This is a genomic window from Streptomyces sp. 4F14, from assembly GCF_048159485.1.
Lineage (GTDB): Bacteria > Actinomycetota > Actinomycetes > Streptomycetales > Streptomycetaceae > Streptomyces.
The window spans coordinates 46592-66072 of sequence record NZ_JBLRVY010000044.1 but is presented as its reverse complement, the minus strand read 5'-3'; the positions used below and the strand labels follow the sequence as shown (position 1 = coordinate 66072).

The 19481-nt window shown below is 71.4% G+C and carries 20 protein-coding genes; 13 read left to right on the top strand and 7 right to left on the bottom strand.

Going from position 1 to position 19481, the window contains the following annotated elements:
* The first annotated feature begins 217 nt into the window (after nt 1-217).
* From ACLZOT_RS46065 to ACLZOT_RS46050, 4 genes are all read left to right on the top strand, one after another.
* A complete protein-coding gene (locus tag ACLZOT_RS46065) occupies nt 218-1285 on the top strand; it encodes a LacI family DNA-binding transcriptional regulator (RefSeq protein ID WP_416975256.1) in 1068 nt (355 codons plus the stop codon).
* Between the two features lie 137 nt (nt 1286-1422).
* On the top strand, nt 1423-1917 hold the full coding sequence (locus ACLZOT_RS46060) for a DUF6232 family protein (RefSeq protein ID WP_416975255.1): 495 nt from the start codon (nt 1423-1425) through the stop codon (nt 1915-1917).
* A gap of 38 nt (nt 1918-1955) precedes the next feature.
* Nucleotides 1956-2252 (top strand): hypothetical protein, encoded by a 297-nt coding sequence (locus ACLZOT_RS46055; protein ID WP_416975254.1) that lies wholly within the window; start codon nt 1956-1958, stop codon nt 2250-2252.
* Nucleotides 2253-2500: 248 nt separating this feature from the next.
* Nucleotides 2501-3709 carry a Cmx/CmrA family chloramphenicol efflux MFS transporter gene (locus tag ACLZOT_RS46050; protein ID WP_416975253.1) on the top strand — a complete coding sequence of 403 codons (1209 nt, stop codon included), beginning with the start codon at nt 2501-2503 and terminating at the stop codon, nt 3707-3709.
* A 12-nt stretch (nt 3710-3721) separates the two neighbouring features.
* Here the strand turns inward: ACLZOT_RS46050 and ACLZOT_RS46045 are convergent, their stop codons facing one another.
* The 4 genes from ACLZOT_RS46045 to ACLZOT_RS46030 form a co-directional block, all read right to left on the bottom strand.
* Nucleotides 3722-4321 (bottom strand): RBBP9/YdeN family alpha/beta hydrolase, encoded by a 600-nt coding sequence (locus ACLZOT_RS46045; protein ID WP_416975252.1) that lies wholly within the window; start codon nt 4319-4321, stop codon nt 3722-3724.
* Nucleotides 4322-4560: 239 nt separating this feature from the next.
* Nucleotides 4561-5199 carry a GNAT family N-acetyltransferase gene (locus tag ACLZOT_RS46040; RefSeq protein ID WP_416975251.1) on the bottom strand — a complete coding sequence of 213 codons (639 nt, stop codon included), beginning with the start codon at nt 5197-5199 and terminating at the stop codon, nt 4561-4563.
* Nucleotides 5196-6482, bottom strand: coding sequence for a 3-phosphoshikimate 1-carboxyvinyltransferase (gene aroA, locus ACLZOT_RS46035; protein ID WP_416975250.1), 1287 nt, complete (start codon nt 6480-6482; stop codon nt 5196-5198). The genes ACLZOT_RS46040 and aroA overlap by 4 nt, the downstream gene beginning before the upstream one ends.
* Before the next feature lie 5 nt (nt 6483-6487).
* Nucleotides 6488-7516, bottom strand: a complete 1029-nt coding sequence (locus ACLZOT_RS46030; RefSeq protein WP_416975249.1) for an EamA family transporter — start codon at nt 7514-7516, stop codon at nt 6488-6490.
* A gap of 90 nt (nt 7517-7606) precedes the next feature.
* Here ACLZOT_RS46030 and ACLZOT_RS46025 point away from each other — a divergent pair, with 90 nt between their 5' ends.
* From ACLZOT_RS46025 to ACLZOT_RS45990, 8 genes are all read left to right on the top strand, one after another.
* Nucleotides 7607-8515 (top strand): LysR family transcriptional regulator, encoded by a 909-nt coding sequence (locus ACLZOT_RS46025; RefSeq protein ID WP_416975248.1) that lies wholly within the window; start codon nt 7607-7609, stop codon nt 8513-8515.
* A gap of 358 nt (nt 8516-8873) precedes the next feature.
* On the top strand, nt 8874-9875 hold the full coding sequence (locus ACLZOT_RS46020; protein ID WP_416975247.1) for a LacI family DNA-binding transcriptional regulator: 1002 nt from the start codon (nt 8874-8876) through the stop codon (nt 9873-9875).
* Nucleotides 9876-10022: 147 nt separating this feature from the next.
* Complete coding sequence (locus tag ACLZOT_RS46015) at nt 10023-11441, top strand: S28 family serine protease (protein WP_416975246.1); 1419 nt, start codon at nt 10023-10025, stop codon at nt 11439-11441.
* Nucleotides 11442-11578: 137 nt separating this feature from the next.
* Nucleotides 11579-11656 carry a putative leader peptide gene (locus tag ACLZOT_RS46010; RefSeq protein WP_368451344.1) on the top strand — a complete coding sequence of 26 codons (78 nt, stop codon included), beginning with the start codon at nt 11579-11581 and terminating at the stop codon, nt 11654-11656.
* Between the two features lie 138 nt (nt 11657-11794).
* Complete coding sequence (locus tag ACLZOT_RS46005; RefSeq protein ID WP_416975245.1) at nt 11795-12883, top strand: LLM class flavin-dependent oxidoreductase; 1089 nt, start codon at nt 11795-11797, stop codon at nt 12881-12883.
* 36 nt (nt 12884-12919) lie between these two features.
* Nucleotides 12920-14221, top strand: coding sequence for an ABC transporter substrate-binding protein (locus tag ACLZOT_RS46000; protein WP_416975244.1), 1302 nt, complete (start codon nt 12920-12922; stop codon nt 14219-14221).
* On the top strand, nt 14196-15089 hold the full coding sequence (locus ACLZOT_RS45995; protein ID WP_416975243.1) for a carbohydrate ABC transporter permease: 894 nt from the start codon (nt 14196-14198) through the stop codon (nt 15087-15089). The genes ACLZOT_RS46000 and ACLZOT_RS45995 overlap by 26 nt, the downstream gene beginning before the upstream one ends.
* A complete protein-coding gene (locus tag ACLZOT_RS45990; RefSeq protein ID WP_416975242.1) occupies nt 15086-15898 on the top strand; it encodes a carbohydrate ABC transporter permease in 813 nt (270 codons plus the stop codon). Before ACLZOT_RS45995 ends, ACLZOT_RS45990 begins: the two co-directional genes overlap by 4 nt.
* 6 nt (nt 15899-15904) lie before the next feature.
* Here the strand turns inward: ACLZOT_RS45990 and ACLZOT_RS45985 are convergent, their stop codons facing one another.
* On the bottom strand, nt 15905-16957 hold the full coding sequence (locus ACLZOT_RS45985) for a HEAT repeat domain-containing protein (RefSeq protein ID WP_416975241.1): 1053 nt from the start codon (nt 16955-16957) through the stop codon (nt 15905-15907).
* Between the two features lie 112 nt (nt 16958-17069).
* Between ACLZOT_RS45985 and ACLZOT_RS45980 the strand changes: the two genes are divergently transcribed.
* Nucleotides 17070-17489: a DNA-binding protein gene (locus ACLZOT_RS45980; RefSeq protein ID WP_416975240.1), complete on the top strand. Its 420-nt coding sequence runs from the start codon at nt 17070-17072 to the stop codon at nt 17487-17489.
* A 115-nt stretch (nt 17490-17604) separates the two neighbouring features.
* Here the strand turns inward: ACLZOT_RS45980 and ACLZOT_RS45975 are convergent, their stop codons facing one another.
* Together ACLZOT_RS45975 and ACLZOT_RS45970 are read right to left on the bottom strand one after the other, a co-directional pair.
* Nucleotides 17605-18405 carry a helix-turn-helix domain-containing protein gene (locus ACLZOT_RS45975; protein WP_416975239.1) on the bottom strand — a complete coding sequence of 267 codons (801 nt, stop codon included), beginning with the start codon at nt 18403-18405 and terminating at the stop codon, nt 17605-17607.
* A complete protein-coding gene (locus ACLZOT_RS45970; RefSeq protein ID WP_416975238.1) occupies nt 18402-19226 on the bottom strand; it encodes a peptidoglycan-binding protein in 825 nt (274 codons plus the stop codon). Before ACLZOT_RS45970 ends, ACLZOT_RS45975 begins: the two co-directional genes overlap by 4 nt.
* Between the last annotated feature and the right edge of the window lie 255 nt (nt 19227-19481).

Genomic DNA, 19481 nt, shown 5'->3' with positions numbered 1-19481 from the left:
CGCACGCCTCCACCTGATCAGCGTCACAGCAAGCGCTTTCTATTACTCCTGGCAAGCTAGCCTCTGACCGGTGGTCCGGACAAGACCGTGTCCAGTTCGAGATGTTCGGATTGTTCGAGGGGGCGAACGGTGTGAGGCTTCGGCCATAGGGTCTGATCCTGCACAGTTCAGGGACGTACGACGACGTACGACAGACGCGCGACCGGAGGACGACGAGATGACGGTGACCCTGGCGGACGTGGCGGCCCGCGCACAGGTCTCCCCCGCGACGGTGTCGCGCGTACTGAACGGGAACTACCCCGTGGCGGCGTCGACCCGGGAACGGGTCCTGCGCGCGGTCGACGAGCTGGACTACGTCCTCAACGGTCCCGCGAGCGCGCTCGCCGCCGCCACCTCCGACCTGGTCGGGATCCTCGTCAACGACATCGCCGACCCCTTCTTCGGGATCATGGCCGGCGCCGTGCAGTCCGAGATCGGCGGCACCGGCGGGCGGGCGGGCGGCGAGCGGCTCGCCGTCGTCTGCAACACCGGGGGCGATCCCGAACGGGAGCTCACCTACCTGACGTTGCTTCAGCGGCAGCGCGCGGCGGCCGTCATCCTCACCGGCGGCGCGATGGAGAACGAACCCCACGCGGCCGCCGTCGCCTCGAAGTTGCGCAGGCTGGAGGGGGCCGGGACGCGCATCGTGCTGTGCGGGCGGCCGCCGGCCCAGGACACCGGCGCGATTGCCCTCACCTTCGACAACCGGGGCGGGGGACAGCAGTTGACCGAGCACCTCATCGGGCTCGGGCACCGGCGCCTCGGCTACATCGCCGGGCCCGAGGAACGCACGACCACCCGGCACCGGCTCGAAGGACACCGGGCGGCTCTGGAGGCCGCGGGGATCGAGGAGTTGGGCGGGTGGACCGTCCACGGGCCCTACGACCGGCGGGCCGGGTACGAGGCGACGCTCGAACTCCTGCGCCGCGACCCGTCGTTGACCGCCGTCGTCGCGGCGAACGACTCCGTGGCGCTCGGCGCGTGCGCGGCGCTGCGGGACTCCGGGCGGCGGATTCCCGACGACGTCTCCGTCGCCGGGTTCGACGATCTGCCGTTCAGCATCGACGCGGTGCCGTCGCTGACGACCGTGCGGCTGCCGCTGGCGGAGGCGGGGGCTCGGGCCGGGCGGATCGCGATGGGGCGCGAGGAGCCGCCGCACGGGGGGATCGCCGTGATCCGGGGGGAGTTGATGGTGCGGGGGTCTTCCGGGGTGCCGCGCGATTCCTCCGGGGGCTCGCGGAGTTAAGGCATTACCGGTTCGGTAATCGAATAAATCAGCGGGCCTTTCAGTTTTCGCATTTCGCTTGCCACGTCGGCGCCGCGCGAGGATGCTCATTCCTTGTCGGGGGTGCGTCCTTGGGCGCCGGTTCGGGGGAATCCGTCATGGCCAAGCGTGAAGTCATCAATGTCCGGGTCAGCCGGCGGATCCTGTGGGTGGGTGCGGAGGCTTATCCGCTGCACAACATCGCGCGGGCGACGACCGTTCGGATCGTGCCGCGGCGGATGGTCTCGCTGGGGCAGTTCCTCGCCTGCGCGCTCGCACTGGTCGTCGTCTCCGGTGTGATCGTCGCGGCCGCCTCGGCCGTCTCGGAGCTCGTCCTCCTCGTCGACATCGCGATCGGGTCCGTCCTCGTCTTCCGGCTCGTGTCCATCCTGGTCAGGCCCGTCTACCACGCGCTCGTCATCGAGACCGCCGGGACGCCGTACACCGCGCTCGTCAGCACCGACAAGGCGATCGTCTCGCGGCTCGTCTTCCAGATCATGGACGCGATCGACAATCCCGAGGCGGAATTCCAGATACAGGTCGAGAACTACCACATCGGGGACAAGATCAATATGGTCGGCGGGCGCAACAACGTGGGGAAGCAGGGGAATTGAACAGCGAAGAGGGGCTCCATTTCCATCAGGGTGACGTCGTGAACATGCACGGCGGTTCGGGGAACGTGGGGAAGATCCAGAACACGTATCGGTCCGCCGGGGATCCGCGCGCCGAATTCCGGGACATGCTGCTCGCCGTGCGCGCGCTGCGGGATCAGGTGGCGCCCGCCGACCGGCAGACCATCGACGAGTCGCTGCGGATCGTCGGGGACGGGGCGGGGGTCGAACCCGGGGCGCTGCGGCGGGCGTTGACCGCGGTTCTGGGGGTGGCCGTGGTGGTGGGAGAGGTGGGGGTGCCGGTGGTGGAGGCGGTGCGGCGGGTGTTGGGCGGTTGATGGGGGCAGGGTGGCTGGTCGGGGCGAAGGCGGTTGATCAGGGGTGGGGTGGGCTTGTAGCGTGCCGGGTATGTCGAGCCCCGAGTCGGACAGAGAGCGGCCGCGGATGTCGCGCGGCTGGCAGTGACCGGTAACTGAGCCTGTCTTTCCGCGGCGCTCGTACCTGGGTGTGTCGGCGTCGTTCCAGCGCGTGGGATCCGTGATCGGTGTCCCCGCAGTTCTCTCCTCTCTCGCTGGAGCGGCTTCCCTTGCCTGTCTTTCTGTACGTCCTCGGCCTTGCCGTTTTCGCGCAAGGCACCTCTGAGTTCATGCTGTCGGGGCTGATCCCCGGTATCGCACGCGAGTTGTCCGTGTCCGTCGGCGCCGCCGCGAGCCTGACGTCCGCGTACGCGGTCGGGATGGTGGTGGGGGCGCCGGTGATGGCCGTCGTCGGGGCGCGGTTGCCGCGGCGGGCCGCGCTCGGCGGGTTCCTCGGGGTGTTCGTCGTCGCGCACGTCGTGGGGGCGGTCACCTCTGACTTCGCCGTGCTGTTCGGCACGCGGGTGGTGGCGGCCGTCGTCAACGCCGGTTTCCTGGCAGTGGCGTTGTCCACCGCGTCCTCGCTCGTCGCGTCCGAACTGGCCGGGCGGGCCACGTCCGTGCTGCTCGCGGGGGTGACCCTGTCGTGCGCGGTGGGGGTGCCCGCGGGGGCGCTGCTCGGGGAGTGGTTCGGGTGGCGGGCCGCGTTCTGGGGTGTGGCGGGGTTGTGTCTGCCGGCGTTGGCGTGGGTTCTCCGGACGGCGGGCGGGGAGCGGGGTCAGGGTGCCGGTGGGGGCGGGGCGTTCGGCGGGGAGCGGGGTCAAGGTGCCGGTGAGGGCGGGGTGTTCGGGGTCCGTGCCGAACTCCGGTCGCTGGGGCGGGGGTCGCTGCGGCGGGCGCTGTTCATGGGGGCCGCTGTCAATGGCGCCACCTTCGCCGGGTTCTCGTATCTCGCCGTCATCGCCACGGAGGTTGCCGGGCTGCCCGGGGGTGTGGTGCCGGTGCTGCTCGCCGTGTTCGGGGTGGGGGCGTTCTTCGGGGTGACCGGCGCCGGGCGGCTGGGGGACCATTGGCTGCGGGTGGGGGTGCTCGTTCTGCCGGTGGCCTGGGGGGTGTTCGCGGTGACCGGGGAGTGGGGCGGGGTGCTCTTCGGCGGGGCGCTGGTACTGGGCGGGCTGTCGTTCGGGGTCGGATCGGCCCTGGTGGGGCGGGTGTTGTACGTCGGGAGCGGTGAAGCGCCGGTTCTGGCAGGGGCGTTCGCCACCATCGCGCTCAACTTGGGGGCGGTGGTGGGGCCGTTGATGGCGGGAGGTGTCAGCGAGGCGAGCGGGGATTATCGGGATGCGGTGTGGGTGAGTGCGGGGCTCGCGGCCGTCGCGGCACTCGGAAGCCGTCCCGGAAACCCGAAACGCCGTACGGCCCACACTCCCCTCGCCTGACCTCCCCCGGCCTCACCTCGCCGTCAGCCTCGTCTCGCCGTCCAGGCACCACGCCAGCACCGACGGCCAGGGACCGTACCCGTCGTCCGGGGTCAAGTGGCCCGCGTCCGGGAGGACTTCGGCGGTGACGCCGAGGGGGTCGCCGTACGCCGCCTGGGCGCCCTCGGGGCAGTACGGGTCGCCGGCCCCCGCGACGATCCGCGTCGGCGAGGGCAGGGTGAGGCCGGGGAGCGGGGGCAGAGCGAAGCCGGCGATCTCCGGGTAGTCGGTGGCCGTCGTGACCGGGGAGACGAGGAGGGTGCGGTCCACGGTGTCGAGGCCGGGGAGGCCGCGGGCTACGGCGTGCAGCCAGGCGACGGTGGCGAGGCTGTGGGCGATGACGATGTGGCGGCGGGGCCGGCCGGAGGCCGGTGTGCCCGAGGGCGCCGGCGCGGTCAGGTGGCGTTCGAACTCCGCCAGCCACGCGTCGAGTTCGGGCGTGTCCGCGTCGGGCAGCTGGGGGTACGCGACGTCGTGGCCGAGGTCGGTGAGGCTTGCGGCCAGCCAGTGCTGCCAGTGGCCCTCGGGGCGGTGGTTCTGCCAGCCGTGGAGGATCAGGAAGGAGGAGGTCATGGGGTGATGATCTCCAGCGGGGTTCCGGCGGGTCCAGTGTGTCTTCCCTGGTGGGACCGGTGACCGGGACGAGGCGGGCGTGAACGGGGTGAACGTTCCCCGGAGCTCGGGCGTCCCGGTCGTGACGAGTCGTCCTGGTGGAGGAGAGGTCCCGCTGTGAGAGCCGTGGCAAGCCGTGTCGCCGTGTCCGTCGGTGAAGGGGATGGGGGGGCAACTGCCAGTAGAGATACGGCGGTTGGTCACGCCGAAGGAGTAGGCGCGTAGCGGGCGAGCCGCTTCTCCAGGCGGGTCCTGCACCCCGGCCAGTCCTCCGCTGTGATCGAGAAGATCGCCGAGTCCCTCAACTCGCCCTCCTCGCCCGGGTACTTGGAGGTGGACCAGTTGCGCAGGACGCCCTCCAGGGTGGCGCCTACGGCGGTGATGGCCGCGCGGGAGCGGGTGTTGCGGGCGTCGGTCTTGAGGTCGACGCGGGAGACTCGCCAGACCTCGAACGCGTGCCGGAACAGGAGGAGTTTGGCCTCCGCGTTGATGCCGGTGCCCTGGGCGGACGCGGCGAGCCAAGTGTGGCCGACCTCGACCGCGTCCAGTCGGCCGGGGTCGCGCCAGGCGCGGGGTTCGCAGTAGGCCGTGACGCCGACCGCGCGGCCGGTGGACGCGGAGATCTGGGCGTACGGGGAGATCAATCCCTCGGCGGCGCGCGTGAGTTGGAGGTCCAGGTAGGCGGTGAGGTCGGCCGGTCTCGGGACCCAGGTGTACGCGTACGTCCCCCGGTCCTCCTCCGCCGCCTGCGCCAACTCGGCCGCGCGGCGCCGGTGCAGGGGTTCCAGACGTACGAAGTCGCCCTGTGGGAGCGGCTGTCCGCCCGCCTCGAATCTCACCCGGTGATGTCCTTCCTCAACTGCGCGAAGGCTTCGTGGAAACCGGGGAAAGTCTTGCGGACGCAGCCGGGGTCGTCGAACGAAATACCCTCCGTGCGCAGGGAGGTGACCGCGAAGGACATGACGATGCGGTGGTCGCCGTACGTCTTGATCTCGGCGGGGTGCGGGGTGCCGGGGTGGATCTCGATCCAGTCGGGGCCCGTCGTGACGTCGATGCCGAGGCGGCGCAGGTTCTCCGCGCAGGCGTCGAGGCGGTCGCACTCCTTGACGCGGGTGTTGGCGACGTCCTCGATGCGGACGGGGCCGGTGGCGAAGGGGGCGATGGCGGCGAGGGTGGGCATCGTGTCGGAGATGTCCCGCATGTTGACCGTGACGCCGTTCAGGGTGCCGGTTCCCCTGACCGTCGTGCGGTCGGCGCCGGTCTCGACGTACGCGCCCATCCTGCGCAGGACGTCCACGAAGCCCAAGTCGCCCTGGAGCGCGCCCTGTCCGAGGCCGGGGACGGTGACCTCGCCGCCGGTGAGGGCGGCCGCGGCGAAGAAGTAGCTGGCGGTGGAGGCGTCGGGTTCGATGGGGTACGTCGTGGCTCGGTAGCCGCCGGGCGGGACGGTGTAGACGCGCTCGCCCTCGACGCCGGGTGCGGGTGAACCGGCCTTGCCCGTACCGTCGTTCACCTCCTGCGTCACCTCCACGCCGAACGCCCGCATCATCGCGATCGTGATCTCCACGTACGGCACCGAGACCAGGTCGGTGACGCGGATGCGCAGGCCCGTGCGGGTGAGGGGCCCGAGGAGGAGCAGCGCGGTGAGGTACTGGGAGGACTGTCCGGCGTCGAGGACGACCTCCCCGCCCTCGACCCCGGCCGCGTGGACCGTCAGGGGGTGGTGGCCCTCCTCGCCCTCGTGGTAGAGGTCCACGCCGAGGTCGCGCAGGGCGCGGGTGAGGGGGAGGAGGGGGCGGCGGCGCATCTGGGGCGAGGCGTCGAAGCGGAACGTGCCGTGGCCCGCGGCGACGAGGGTCGGCAGGAAGCGGGCGGTCGTCGCGCCGTCCCGGCAGTAGACGTCGGCGTCCGTGCTCGCCGGGCCCTGCGGGCGGCCGTCCACCTGCCAGGCGTCCGGCGCCCGGCCGACCCGGTAGCCGAGGTTCGCCAGCCCCTCGGCGAAGCCCTCCGTGTCGTCCGAGCGGAGGGGGCGTACGAGGGTCGTGACACCGTCCGCCGCGGCTGCCAGGAAGAGGGCGCGGGCGGTGAGGGACTTGGAACCGGGGATGTCGACGAGGGGCATGCCCCTCATGATCTCGCGGCGGGGGTGGTGGGGGCGGAGGCGTCCAGGGGATGGAACGGGGGGTTCGTCAGGTCGGTGGGTGCGGGGGCGGGCTCGGACGGTGTCATACCTGAGCGGGACGGTATGACCGCTTCCGCGACCGATGCCCCCGGCGTCTGTGCGGTCGTTTCCGCCCCCTTCCTCCCCGGCGTCAGGGATGTCAGGGCCACGCCGCCCACCAGCAGCGCCGCCGCGCACCAGCGCAGAGGGCTCACCGGTTCGCCGAGGAACAGGGCCGCGGAGGACATGCCGAAGACGGGGACGAGGAGGGAGAAGGGGGCGACGGTGGAGGCGGGGTGGCGGCGCAGGAGCCAGCCCCAGGCGCCGAAGCCGAGGACGGTGGAGATCCAGGCGACGAAGAGGACCGTGCCGACGCCGGCGAGGTCGAGGGAGCGCAGGGCGTCGAGGTCGCGCCGGGGGCCTTCGGTGAGCAACGACAGGGCGAGCAGCGGGAGTACGGGCACGGTGCTGACCCACACCATGAAGTTGAGGGCGTCGGGCGGGGCGGCCTTGCGGGTCAGGACGTTGGAGACGCCCCAGCAGGCGGCACCGGCGATGACGAGGGCAAAGGCCCCCAGCGGCCCGGAAGTTCCCTCGTCGACGGCGGCGACCCCGATCCCCGAGAAGGCGACGGCCATGCCCAGCACCCGTACGCGCGTGGGCCGTTCACCCAGCACCGCGAACGCGATCAGCGCCGTGAACACGGCCTGGATCTGGAGGACGAGCGAGGAGAGGCCGGCGGGCATCCCGGCGTCCATCCCGACGAAGACGAACCCGAACTTCGCGACGCCGAGGGAGAGTCCGACGCCGACGATCCACTTCCACGCGACCTTGGGCCGCCCGACGAAGAAGACGGCGGGCAGCGCGGCGACGAGGAAGCGCAGGGCGGAGAAGAGCAGCGGCGGGAAGTGGTCGAGGCCGATCTCGATGACCGTGAAGTTGACGCCCCAGATCGCGGTGACGAGGACGGCGAGGGCGAGGTGTGCTGGTCGCATGCGTCGAGGATCGACTGTACAGACCATGTAGCACCAGCGATGATTACTGCACGACAGGATGAAGCAACGCTAACCTTTGGGAGCCCGGCCATGCTCGACCTCCAGCGTCTGCGCGCCCTGCACGCGGTCTCCGTCCACGGCACGGTCGGCGCTGCCGCCGCCGCGCTGGGGTACACCTCGTCGGCGGTGTCGCAGCAGATCGCCAAGCTGGAGCGGGAGACGAGGACAGTCCTGCTCGAACGCGAGGGCAGGGGCGTGCGGCTGACCGACGAGGCGTGGCAACTCGCGGATACCGCACAGGAGTTGCTGGCGATCGTGGAGCGTGCGGAGACGGGGCTCGAAGAGCGGCGGGGGCTGCCCGCCGGGCGCCTGACGATCGCCGCGTTCGCCTCGGCGGCCCGGGGGCTGATGCCGTCCGTCCTCGCGGACCTGGCCCGCCGGCACCCCGCGCTCGACGCCCGGCTGACGGAGGTCGACCCGCACCTGTCGGTGGACCTGGCGGCGAAGGGCGCGGTCGATCTCGTCATCGCGCACGACTGGGACATCGCCCCGCTGCCCGCTCCGGCGGGCCTGGAGCAGGCGCACTTCGGGGACGACCTGTGCGATCTCCTCGTACCTGAGAGCCACCCCTTCGCGGGGCGTACGGCGGTGACGCGTGAGGAGCTGGGGAATGAGCGGTGGATCTGCCAGCCGCCGGGGCGGGTCTGCCACGACTGGCTCCTGCGTACCCTGCGCTCGGCGGGGCACGAGCCCGACGTGGTCCACCAGGCCGACGAGAACCCGACGCTGGTGGCGCTGGTCGCGGCGGGGCTGGGGGTGGCGCTGATCCCCCGGCTGGGGCGGGGGCCGCTGCCGCCGGGGGTGGTCGAGGTGGCGTTGGAGCCGGTACCCGTACGCAGGTTGTACGCCTTGTGGCGGACGGGGGCGGCGCGGCGGCCCGCTATCGCGGAGACGGTGCGGACGCTGCGGGAGCACTGGCCGAGGGTGACGGCGCGGTGAGGTGGCTCGGGGGTAGGGGGTACCTCTGGGGTAGTCCGCTGGTACGGGGGTTTCAGGCGGTACCGGGGTCCCCCGGCGGTAGGGGGTCCGGGCGTCGGTCTGCGGAGTGAGCCATCCTCGACGGGAACCGTTCGCGCGCCGGCCGCGTCGAACCCCAGACTGCCGGACGAGTCTCCACGGTGCGGTGTCGGCCTCGCGGCTGGCCGTGATCGCCGACCCACCCTCTCCGCCGTACCGAGGCCGGCAGCGTGCCGTCATCGGCGTGCCCCCCTCCAAAGCGCCGATGGCGGCCCCTCCTGTCGTGAACTCCTGATGACAGTCCGGCGGTTCGCCGGGGGCGAGGCCGTAGGGTGGGCCGATGCGCGCGGGGATCGGGCTCAGGGAGGTGGCCGAGCGGGCCGGGGTGTCGATGCGGACCGTGTCGAACGTGGTCCGGGGGACGGGCCGTTTCTCGGAGGCGACGCGGGTCAAAGTCGCCCTCGCCGTCGAGGAGTTGGGGTACCGGCCGAACACCGCCGCCCGGCGGCTGCGCACCGGCCGCAGCGGGGTGCTCCTGCTGGCGGTGCCCGATCTGTCGATGCCGTACTTCGCCGAACTCGCCGGGCACGTCCTGCGGGAGGCGGCGGCGCACGGCTGCACGCTGCTCGTCGAGGCGACCGGCGGTTCCCCTCGGGCGGAGCTGGAGATCGCCCTCGGGCGGACCGACCCGATGGTGGACGGCGTCATCCTGAGCCCGCTGGCGCTGGACGACGCGGCGGCGGCAACGGCCGTACGCAGCAAGCCTCTTGTGCTGCTGGGCGAGCGGCTGCACGACCTGCCGCATCCGCACGTCACCATCGACAACACGGCGGCGGCCCGGGAGGCGGCCGGCCGGCTGCTGGCGCGCGGGCGGCGCCGGATCGCGGTGATCGGCCGGCAGACCGTCCCGCACGCGGCGACCTCGGCGACCCGGCTCCAGGGGTACCGGGAGGCGCTGCGCGCGTACGACGTCCCGTACGACGAGGCGCTCGCGCCGCCCGTCCCCGCGTACGACCGGGCGTCGGGCGCCGCCGCGCTGCGCACCCTGCTCGCGCTGCCCGGGGCGCCGGACGCCGTGTTCTGTTTCGCGGACGCGCTCGCGGAGGGGGCGTTGCACGCGGCGCGGGAGGGGGGAGTGCGGGTGCCCGAGGAGCTGGCGGTGATCGGCTTCGACGACGTCGAGGCGGCCCGGTACACCGCTCCCCCGCTGACGACCGTCGCCCCGGACAAGTCCGGGCTGGCGCGGCTGGCGGTGACGTCGCTACTGACCGGGATAGCGGGGGCGGACCGGGCGCCGGTGCTGGTCGCGGGGCACCGGCTGGTGGTGCGCGAGAGCGGGTGAGGGGGCGGTCGTACAGGTCTCATCTCGCCTGTTCCTCGGTGGAGTTCGCGTGTCGCGTGTTCTAGGCCCTCTGGTGCCAGGGGCGTTGCTCCGATAGCTTCCGGCGCACACATCAACTCCACAGGTATGCAGGGAGGGTGCACGCGCATGCGCAAGGCGCTCAGATGGCTGCTCGCGCTCACGGTGCTGATAAGCACGCTGGGCACGGCGACGGTGGCAACAGCCGCCGGACCGGAGGCCACCGACATCAAGGACCGGCTGCTCGCGATCCCGGGCATGAGCCTGGTGCAGGAGAAGCCGTACCCCGGTTACCGCTTCTTCGTGCTGAACTACACGCAGCCGGTCGACCACCGCCGCCCTTCCGCCGGGACGTTCGAGCAGCGCATCACGGTGCTGCACAAGGACGAGAGCCGGCCGACCGTCTTCTACACGAGCGGGTACAACGTCTCCACGACGCCGGGCCGCCGCGAGCCCACCCAGATCGTGGACGGCAACCAAGTCTCCATGGAATACCGGTACTTCACGCCGTCACGACCCGCCGATCCGGCCGACTGGTCGAAGCTGACCATCTGGCAGGCCGCCAGTGACCAGCACCGTATCTTCGAGGCGTTGAAGCCCGTCTACTCCAAGAAGTGGCTGTCGACGGGTGGTTCGAAGGGCGGGATGACCGCCACGTACTACGAGCGGTTCTACCCGCGGGACATGGACGGCGTCGTCGCGTACGTGGCGCCCAACGACGTGGTGAACGACGAGGATTCGGCCTACGACCGGTTCTTCGCGACGGTCGGCACCAAGGAGTGCCGCGACCGGCTGAACGGGGTGCAGCGCGAGGCGCTGGTGCGCCGGGAGCCGCTGGAGAAGCGGTACGCGGCGTACGCGGCCGACAACGGGTACACCTTCGACACGGTCGGCAGCCTCGACAAGGCGTACGAGGCGGTCGTCCTCGACTACGTCTGGGGTTTCTGGCAGTACAGCCTGCTCAGCACCTGCGACACGATCCCGGCGGACGCGAAGAACGCGACGGACGACGAGATCTGGGACTCGGTCGACTCGATCTCCGGGTTCTCCTTCTACACGGACCAGGGCCTCGACACGTACACCCCGTACTACTTCCAGGCCGCCTCGCAGCTGGGTGCGCCGACGATCCGCTTCCCGCACATCGAGCGGAAGTACATCCGGTACGGGTACCAGCCGCCGTCGAACTTCGTGCCGGACAGCATCCGCATCCCGCGCTTCGACCGGTACGCGATGGCCGACGTCGACAACTGGGTGCGGCACAACGCCCACCGCATGCTCTTCGTGTACGGGCAGAACGACCCCTGGGGCGCGGAGCGGTTCCGGGTCGGCAAGGGGGCGAAGGACTCGTACGTGCTGACCGCGCCGGGGCTGAACCACGGGGCGAACGTCGCCGGACTGATCCCCGGGGAGAAGGCGTTCGCCACGGCTCGCATCCTGGAGTGGGCGGGCGTCCCGGCCAGTGCCGTGGAGGCCGCGAAGCCGCTGGCGAGGTTCGACGCGAAGCTGGACGTGCGGGATGTCGAGCGGGAGCCGACGCTGCGTCCGTAGTACCTGCGATGTACCCGGGTAGTACCTGCGGGGTCGCGTAGTACCCCCGCTACCTGAGAGCTACCCCCGACGGCCGGCCGGACCACATTCCGGTCGGCCGTCGTCTCTTTCACCGCCGGTGTGTATAGTCCCGGCCCATGGAATCCACCGGTGTCGAGCTTGTGAAGCGCGCGCACGTCGACCTGCTCCGGGTCGCCACCGCGCTGTGTAGCTGACCCCGCCCGCCGCGTCCGGCGTTCACTTCTTCTCGTTTTCCCCTCTTTCTCGCGCTTCGTACGCTTCCGAGCCATGTTCGCCGGGCGTTGATTCAACGTTGCATCCACCTTGGTGACCACCCTCCTCCTGGAGTCCCCATGACCGTGCGCCTGCACTGGTTCCTGCCCACCACGGGCGACGACCGTGACGTCGTCGGCGTGACCGCGCGTGACTCGCTCCAGTCCCGTACGACCACCCGTCCCCCCACCCTGGACTACCTCGCGCAGGTCGCCCGCGCCGCCGAGTCGGCCGGTTTCGAGGCCGTGCTGACCCCGACCGGCAGCGACTGCGAGGACTCCTGGCTCACCACGGCCGCGCTGATCCCGCAGACCACCCGGCTGAAGTTCCTGGTCGCGTTCCGCCCCGGCGTGATCGCCCCGCCGCTCGCCGCGCAGATGACGGCGACCTACCAACGCCTGTCCGGCGGGCGCCTGTTGCTCAACGTCGTCACCGGCTCCGACGCCGACGAGCAGCGCGCCTACGGCGACTTCCTCTCCCACGACGAGCGCTACGGCCGTACCGCCGAGTTCCTCGGCCTGCTGCGTACGGCGTGGTCGGGCGAGGCGTACGACCACGAGGGCGCGCACTACCGGGTGGTGGGCGGGCGGCTGCGCAAGCCGGCCGAGGCGCCCCCGGTGTTCTTCGGCGGCTCCTCGCGGGCGGCGCTTCCGGTGGCCGCCAAGTACGCGGACACGTACCTGACTTGGGGCGAGCCCCCGGCCGCCGTCGCGCAGAAGATCGGCCGGGTGCGGGAGTTGGCCGAGGCCGAGGGGCGTGAGCTGTCGTACGGCATCCGGCTGCACGTGATCAGCCGGGACACCGCCGCCGAGGCGTGGGCGGAGGCCGACCGGATCCTCGACAGCCTCGACCCCGCCGCGATCAAGGCCGCGCACGAGCGGTTCACGTCCTCGGAGTCGGCCGGTCAGCGGGCGATGGCCGCGCTGAGCGGGGGGCGTACGGACCGGCTGGAGATCCACCCCAACCTCTGGGCCGGGTTCGGTCTGGTCCGGCCCGGCGCGGGCACCGCGCTGGTCGGCAGCCATGAGCAGGTCGCCGAGCGCATCGAGGAGTTCGCCGCGCTCGGGATCGAGCACTTCATCCTCTCCGGGCAGCCGCACCTGGAGGAGGCAATCCGCTTCGGCGAGTGCGTCCGGCCGCTGCTCTCCGGACAACTCGCCGCTGCCTGAACCGACTTCACCTTCACTGGAAGAGAGAACCCCGCCATGTCCCCCACGCTCGACAGACGAGCCGCCCTCCGCCTCCTCGCCGCCTCCGGTCTGGGTCTCGGCCTCGCCGCCTGCGCCGGTCCGGGCGGTGGCAACTCCTCCTCGGCGAGCAGCAACTCCCCCTCCGCGCTCGCCACTTCGGGCGCGGTGAAGGGGACCGTGTCCTTCGCGCACTGGCGGGCGGAGGACAAGGCGGTGATAGCCGAGCTGGTGAAGGCGTTCGTGAAGAAGTACCCGGACGCGAACGTCGAGCAGGACATCTCCCCGTCCGCCGACTACCAGTCGACCGCGCTGCGCCGGATCCAGGGCTCGAAGACGGGTGACCTGTTCACCGCGTTCCGGGGCGCGCAGTTCCAGCAGATCGTGAAGGCGGGCGTGTACGCGCCGCTGACCGGCACGGACGTGGCCGGCAAGTACCAGGCGAGCCTGATCACTCCGGGTGCGCAAGGGGGCCAACAGTACGGGCTGCCCTACCAGTTGGTGTTCAACATGCCGCTCGCCAACACCGACGCCCTCGACAAGGCGGGGCACACCAGCGCCCCGAAGGACTGGAACGGCTTCCTGCAACTCCTCGACGACCTCAAGACGAAGGGGTACACGCCGATCGCCTGGCCGGGCGGGGACACCGCGAACGCGGGGCAGTTGCTCAACACGATGGTCATGAACAACGCGCCGAGCGACGACATGTTCACGAAGATCGAGTCGGGCGCGTACAAGGTGACCGACGACTGGTTCCTCAAGACCCTTGAGCAGTACGCCCAGTTGGCGCCCTACTTCCAGGCGCGGGCGACCGGGTCGACGACCGACGCGGTGACGCAGCTCTTCGCCTCGGGGAAGGCGGGGCTGCTCGCGACCGGCTCCTTCCAGATGGCCGGGGTGCGGGCACTGGGCGCGAAGTTCCCGTTCGACCTGGTCGCGCCGATCACCACGACCGCTCAACAGGCCAAGTACGAGGGCGTGTTCAACGCGACGTTCATCCTCGGCGTGAACAGCGCGTCCAAGGCGCAGCCGGCGGCGTACGCGTTCCTGGAGTTCCTCAGCGATCCGGCGAACGCGGCCGTCTACGCGAACGGCACCGGGCAGCACGTCACCGTGAAGGACGTCGCGTACACCAACGCCGACCTCAAGTCCGTGTCGCCGTGGCTGACCCGCAAGACGCTGCTCGCGCCGCGTTTCCAGTTCCTGGACCTCGACATCCGCTCGGCCGTGGAGAACGCCGCGGTGGCCGTCGTCGGGGGCAGGAAGCCGGCGCAGGCGGCCGAGGAGGCCCAGCGTGTCATCGACCAGAAGCGCGCGTAACCGCCGTACGGCGCGGACCCTTTGGCTCTTTCCGGTGCCCGCGCTGGCGCTCTACCTGTTCTTCTTCGCGTACCCGACCGTGCAGGCGGTCCAGTACGCGCTGACGGACTGGGACGGCTACAGCGCCACCTACCACAGCGTCGGACTGGACAACTTCCGTCAACTCGCCACCGGCGACGACGTGTTCAGGAACGCGGCCGAGAACAACCTGAAGCTGATGGTGGTGGTCGTCCTCGCCCAGACGGCGCTGGCACTGCTGCTCGCGCTCTACCTGGTGCGGACGACCCGCGCCTCCACGCTCCTGCGCGCGCTCTTCTTCCTGCCGACCGTCCTGTCCTCGGTGGCCGTCGCCTTCGTGTGGCGGTTCGTGTACGACCCGGACGGCGGACTGCTCAACTCTGGCCTGCGCGCGGTGGGGTTGGACGGTCTCCAGTCGGTGTACCTGGGGAACCCGGACACGGCCGTGTACTGGCTGGCGCTCACGCAGGTGTGGTTCCACGCCGGTCAGATGATGGTCGTCTTCATCGCCGGACTCCAGGCGATCCCACGGGAGCTGTACGAGGCGGCCGAGCTGGACGGCGCCGGGCGCTGGGCGCGATTCCGGTACGTCACCTGGCCGTTGGTGGCTCCGGCGACCGGGATCGTCGTCGCCTACACGACCGTGCAGTCCTTCAAGGCGTTCGACCTGGTCCTCGGGCTCGGCGGCAACCCCCCAGGTCCTGCACTGGACTTGCTGTCCACGCGGGTCTACACCACCTTCTCCAACAACCAGTTCGGCTACGCCGCCGCCCAGTCCCTGCTGTTCATGGCGCTCATCGCGCTGCTCACCTGGGTCCAGCGGCGGGCGATCCGGAGGGCGACGCGATGACGAAGACCCTGCGACCCCTGGTCCTGACGCTGGGCGCGGCGACCGTCGTACTCCCTTTGCTGGTCGTGGTGTTCGGCACCTTCAAGACGCTGCCGCAGCTCTTCGACTCGCCGCTGGCGCCGCCGTCCTCGCCGACGCTGGACAACTACCGGCGTGCGGTGGACGAGGGCGGGCTCGGTGCCGCGTTCGGCAACAGTGTGATCGTCACGGCGGGCGCGGTGACGCTGACGCTGGCCGTCGCGAGCCTCGCCGCGTTCTTCTGCGCGCGGGTTCCGGGGCGGGTCGGGTGGATCGTGTTCGGTGTCCTCGTGGCGGGGCTCGCGGTGCCCGCGCAGGCGGCGATCGTCCCGCAGTACGTGCTGTTCGACCGGCTCGGGCTCACCGACAGCCTGCTCGGGCTGATCCTCGTCGACACGACGATGACGCTGCCGACGGCCGTGTTCATCCTCGGCGGGTTCCTGCGGACGATCCCCGAAGAGCTGTACGAGGCAGCCGAGTTGGACGGGGCCGGGCCGCTGCGGTCGTTCGCGTCCATCGCGCTGCCCCTGACCCGGCCGGCGCTCGCGACGACCGGGATCTTCCTGTTCGTGATGGACTGGAACGACCTGCTGTATCCCCTGCTGTTCATCCGCTCCCACGAGCAACGGACGCTGCCGCTGGCCCTGTTGGACTTCCAGGGAGAGTTCCTGACGCAGTATCCCTTGCTGTTCGCGGGAGTTGTGATCGCCTCGGTGCCGGTGGTGGTCGTGTACGTGCTGTTGCAGAAGCACTTCGTGTCGGGGCTGACTGCGGGGGCGGTGCGGGGATAAGGGGACTCAGATGCCGTAAGCCCCCGTCCTCGGCGGGTCGTTGTGGCGGGCGTGCGGGGTGAGGGCGACCATGCCCTCGCCCCGCACCGGGGTGTCGGCGTGCAGGTCGAGGGGGCTCACGCCCCACTCCGGGTCGAGCGTGACCGAGGGGTCACGCCAGTCGTCGGGGTCGTCATCGTCGTCCTCCCAGGAGGGGAGGCAGTGCCGTACGACCTTCCCGCCGGCCGCCGCGAGCCAGCCCGAGGGGCCGCCCTCGTCGCTCTCGTAGTGCGCCTCGGCCCGGCCGTAGCGGGCGCTCAACTCCTCGACGAGACGCCGCACTTCGTCGGCGCGCTCGGGGTCGCCGGGGTTGCCCCAGGGGCCGAGGACCAGGGTCCATCCGGCCACCTCGGGGGTGACGTACACCCTGCCGTACTCGGGGACGTCGTGGCTGTCGTGGGAGACGACGTGGTGGCCGAGTTCGAAGGTCGCCGGGCGTCCGTTCCACAGGCCCAGCGCCTCGGCGATGCCGTCGCGGTCGCCGCCGGGGACGGCCAGCCAGGCGTTGAAGCAGACATCGAGGGGGATCGGGCGGTCGTCCGGGAGTTTGACGCGGACGAGACGCTCGACGGCCGCGCGGTCCTGCTCCGACAGGGCCTCCTCGCCGCCGACGGTCGCCAGCACCGACAGCGCGTCCGCCCTCAACTCCCCCGGCCCGTACAGGCGTACGCGGCGCAGGGGTTCCAGAACTTCGGGGCCCAGCATCGACAGGACGACCGCCGCACGCCAGGAGACCTCGCCGTCCGGGTCGGCCATGAGGGGGATCAACGCGTCGATCGCCGGGGTGATGTCGATGGCGGGGTCACGCTCACGGCCGTACGCGACCGAGCAGAGGTACTGGATGCCGATCGCGGCGGACTCGCGGACGTGCGCGGAGGGGTGGGTCAGTGAGGCGATGTGGCGGTCCAGGCTCCGGAAGCGGCTCAACGTCGCGCTCATGCGCCGCCGTTGCTCCTCGTCCGGCGCGGTGGCGAGGGCCTCGACGACCTCGTCGTAGGTCGCCTCCTCGGTGACGTCCATGTACTGCTCCCCCGTCGTTGGCTGTTGATCGTCATCATCGCGCATCCTCATGACAACAACTCGTTCAACATAAGGAGTTGACGCTCATCCGTTCAACTTCCATGCTGGGTCCATGACTTCGGATCCCTTCACCGCTCCCGACCCCGAACAGGCCCGCGCCCAGCGCGTCTATCCCTCCCTCTTCCGCATAGCCGAGCGGCACGCCGCCACGGACGCGCAGCGTGCCCGGCAGACCAACCCCGCGATCCTCGCGCCCCACGAGGCGGTGCGGCTGGTGTCGTTCCTGCTCAGCGGGGCGGCCTTGCCGGAGGAGGGCGAACAGGGCGTCGATCAGGCCGACATCACCGCCGCGCTGACGCTTCTGCCGCTGGTGCGGGCCGAGTTGGACGAGCTGGAGGCCGGGTTGCTGAAGATGGCGCGGGGGCGGGAGATGACCTGGCAGGAGATCGCGTTCGGGCTGGGACTGGGGACTCCGCAGGCGGCCCGGCAGCGGTACGAGAGGCTGGCCAGCCGGGTGGAGGAGGGGGCGTGAGGGGCGGCTCGCGCGGCGCTGCGAGCGGGGAGTAGGCATTGGCTCGCGCGCGTCGCTGCTGGTGCCAAGTCGCCGGCGCCCGACCCACGTTGCCCTCACTCCCGAGCCGTTCCCCTCACCCCCCGAAGCACTCCCGCCCTCCCACGCCCGCGCCCGCCCCGGTCCCCTCCCCCGGCACGAAGCACACCCGCAGCCCCTCCCGATCCGGCCCCCCGATCATCGCCGTGAACCGGTACACAGCGGTGTCGGCGGCATCCCTGACCACAGCCCGCCGCACCCCCGCCCCGGGCGCCGAGATCTCCACCGCGTCCCCCACCCGCGCATGCCAGATCCGCCCCCAGGCGGCCTCGCACACCGCGCTGTACCGCAGCTCGACGCTCGCCCCGGTGCGCGTCCGGTGCTGAGGGCCGAGCGAGTCGACCCGGCCGGGCAGTCCGCAGGACATCGTGTCCGGCTCCCGCCCGTCACAACTCCGGCCCTGGCAACCGGAGGTGGGGTCGAGCAGGGGCGCGGCGGCCGTCGTGTGCTCGGGCCCCGACCCGCGTACGGACAGCGCGGCAATCGCGACGGCGGCGACGGCCGCGCCGACGGGGAGCAGATAGCGGGGGCGGCGGCGCTTCAACGGCACGGGTGGGGGCGGGAGTTCGGCGGGCCGGCTCGCGCGGGCCCGCCCGCTCCACTCGGCGTCCGCCAGCTCCCACAGGGCGAGGAGTCTCGCGGGCGGTTCCCCGGCGAGTGCGCAGAGCGCCTCGACAGCCTGCCGGGGTGCCGGTTTCTTGCCGTTGAGATAGCGCTCCCAGGAAGACTTGCTGTACGGGGTCCGCTCGGCAAGTGCCGCCAGGCTGAGGCCCGTTCGGGCACGCACGGCACGCAGTCCCTCGGCGAGGGCCGCGCACTCCGGCGCCGTACCGGTCATCCCCGCAGCACCTGCCAGGTGTGCGGGCCGACGACGCCGTCCGCCGGCAGCCCGGCGCCGCGCTGGGCGCGTACGACGGCCGCGATGGTCTGCTGCCCGTAGACGCCGTCGACCGGGCCGGGGTCCAACTTGAGGTGGCGCAGCAGGCATTGGGCTTCGACGACGTCCCATCCGGGTCCGGCGAGGACGGCGGTACGGGTCGTGCTGTACCCGGCGCCGAGGCCGACGGCCGCACGCGGGCGGACCTCGCAGGGGTAGGTCTTGCCGACGGTGAAGAGGTAACGGCCCGGTCCGTCCTGGGGAGTTGAGGGGCTGAGGCTCACGCGGGTGCCGAGGGGGGCCACGCCCTTGTCGTTGCCGCCATTGTCGCCGTACCAGGGGACGGCGATCAGCAGGCCGGCGCCGATGCCGAGGAGGGCGGCGATCACTACGGCGACGAGGGCGTGGGGGCGGGGGATGCCGACAGAGCCTTCGGGGCCGACGGGGCCTTGGGGACTGACGGGGTCTTCGGGACCGGCGGGGTCTTCGGGACCGGCGTAGCCAGTGGGTTCACCGCTCTGCCACGCATCCACCGCGACCTCGTGCAGCACAAGCAGCCGAGTCGGCTCCACCCCCGCGACCCGGACGAGTTCCTCCACCGCCTGCCGGGGCGGGAGCGCCTTGCCGTTGAGGTAGCGCTCCCAGGACGAGCGGCTGTACCCGGTCTTGGCGGCGAGCGAGACCAGACTCAGCCCGGACCGGTCCTTCAACCGGCGTAACTGCACGACGAGTTGCCGGACCCTCTGGTCCAGCGAGTCCGGCAGTTCCTGCCAACGCGACATGTCTCACCCCGCACACGTCAGGGAGCCCTCGACTCTGTAGTACACCCTCGCGCGTGGCTGCGGGTTCCGGCCGGGGTGAAGCACGGGTCGCCTTTCGGCCGCGCTCCCCAGCGGCTCCGCATCCCACCGGCACCTCGTCGCCGTACCCGTCCGCGCAGGTCAGCGGGTGGGACGTCCCACGATGTCCCGGAGGGGCGGGTTTCGCTGGCCCATGGCCAAGTTGGCCAGCAATCTCGGTGGGGCGGGCCGGAAGGT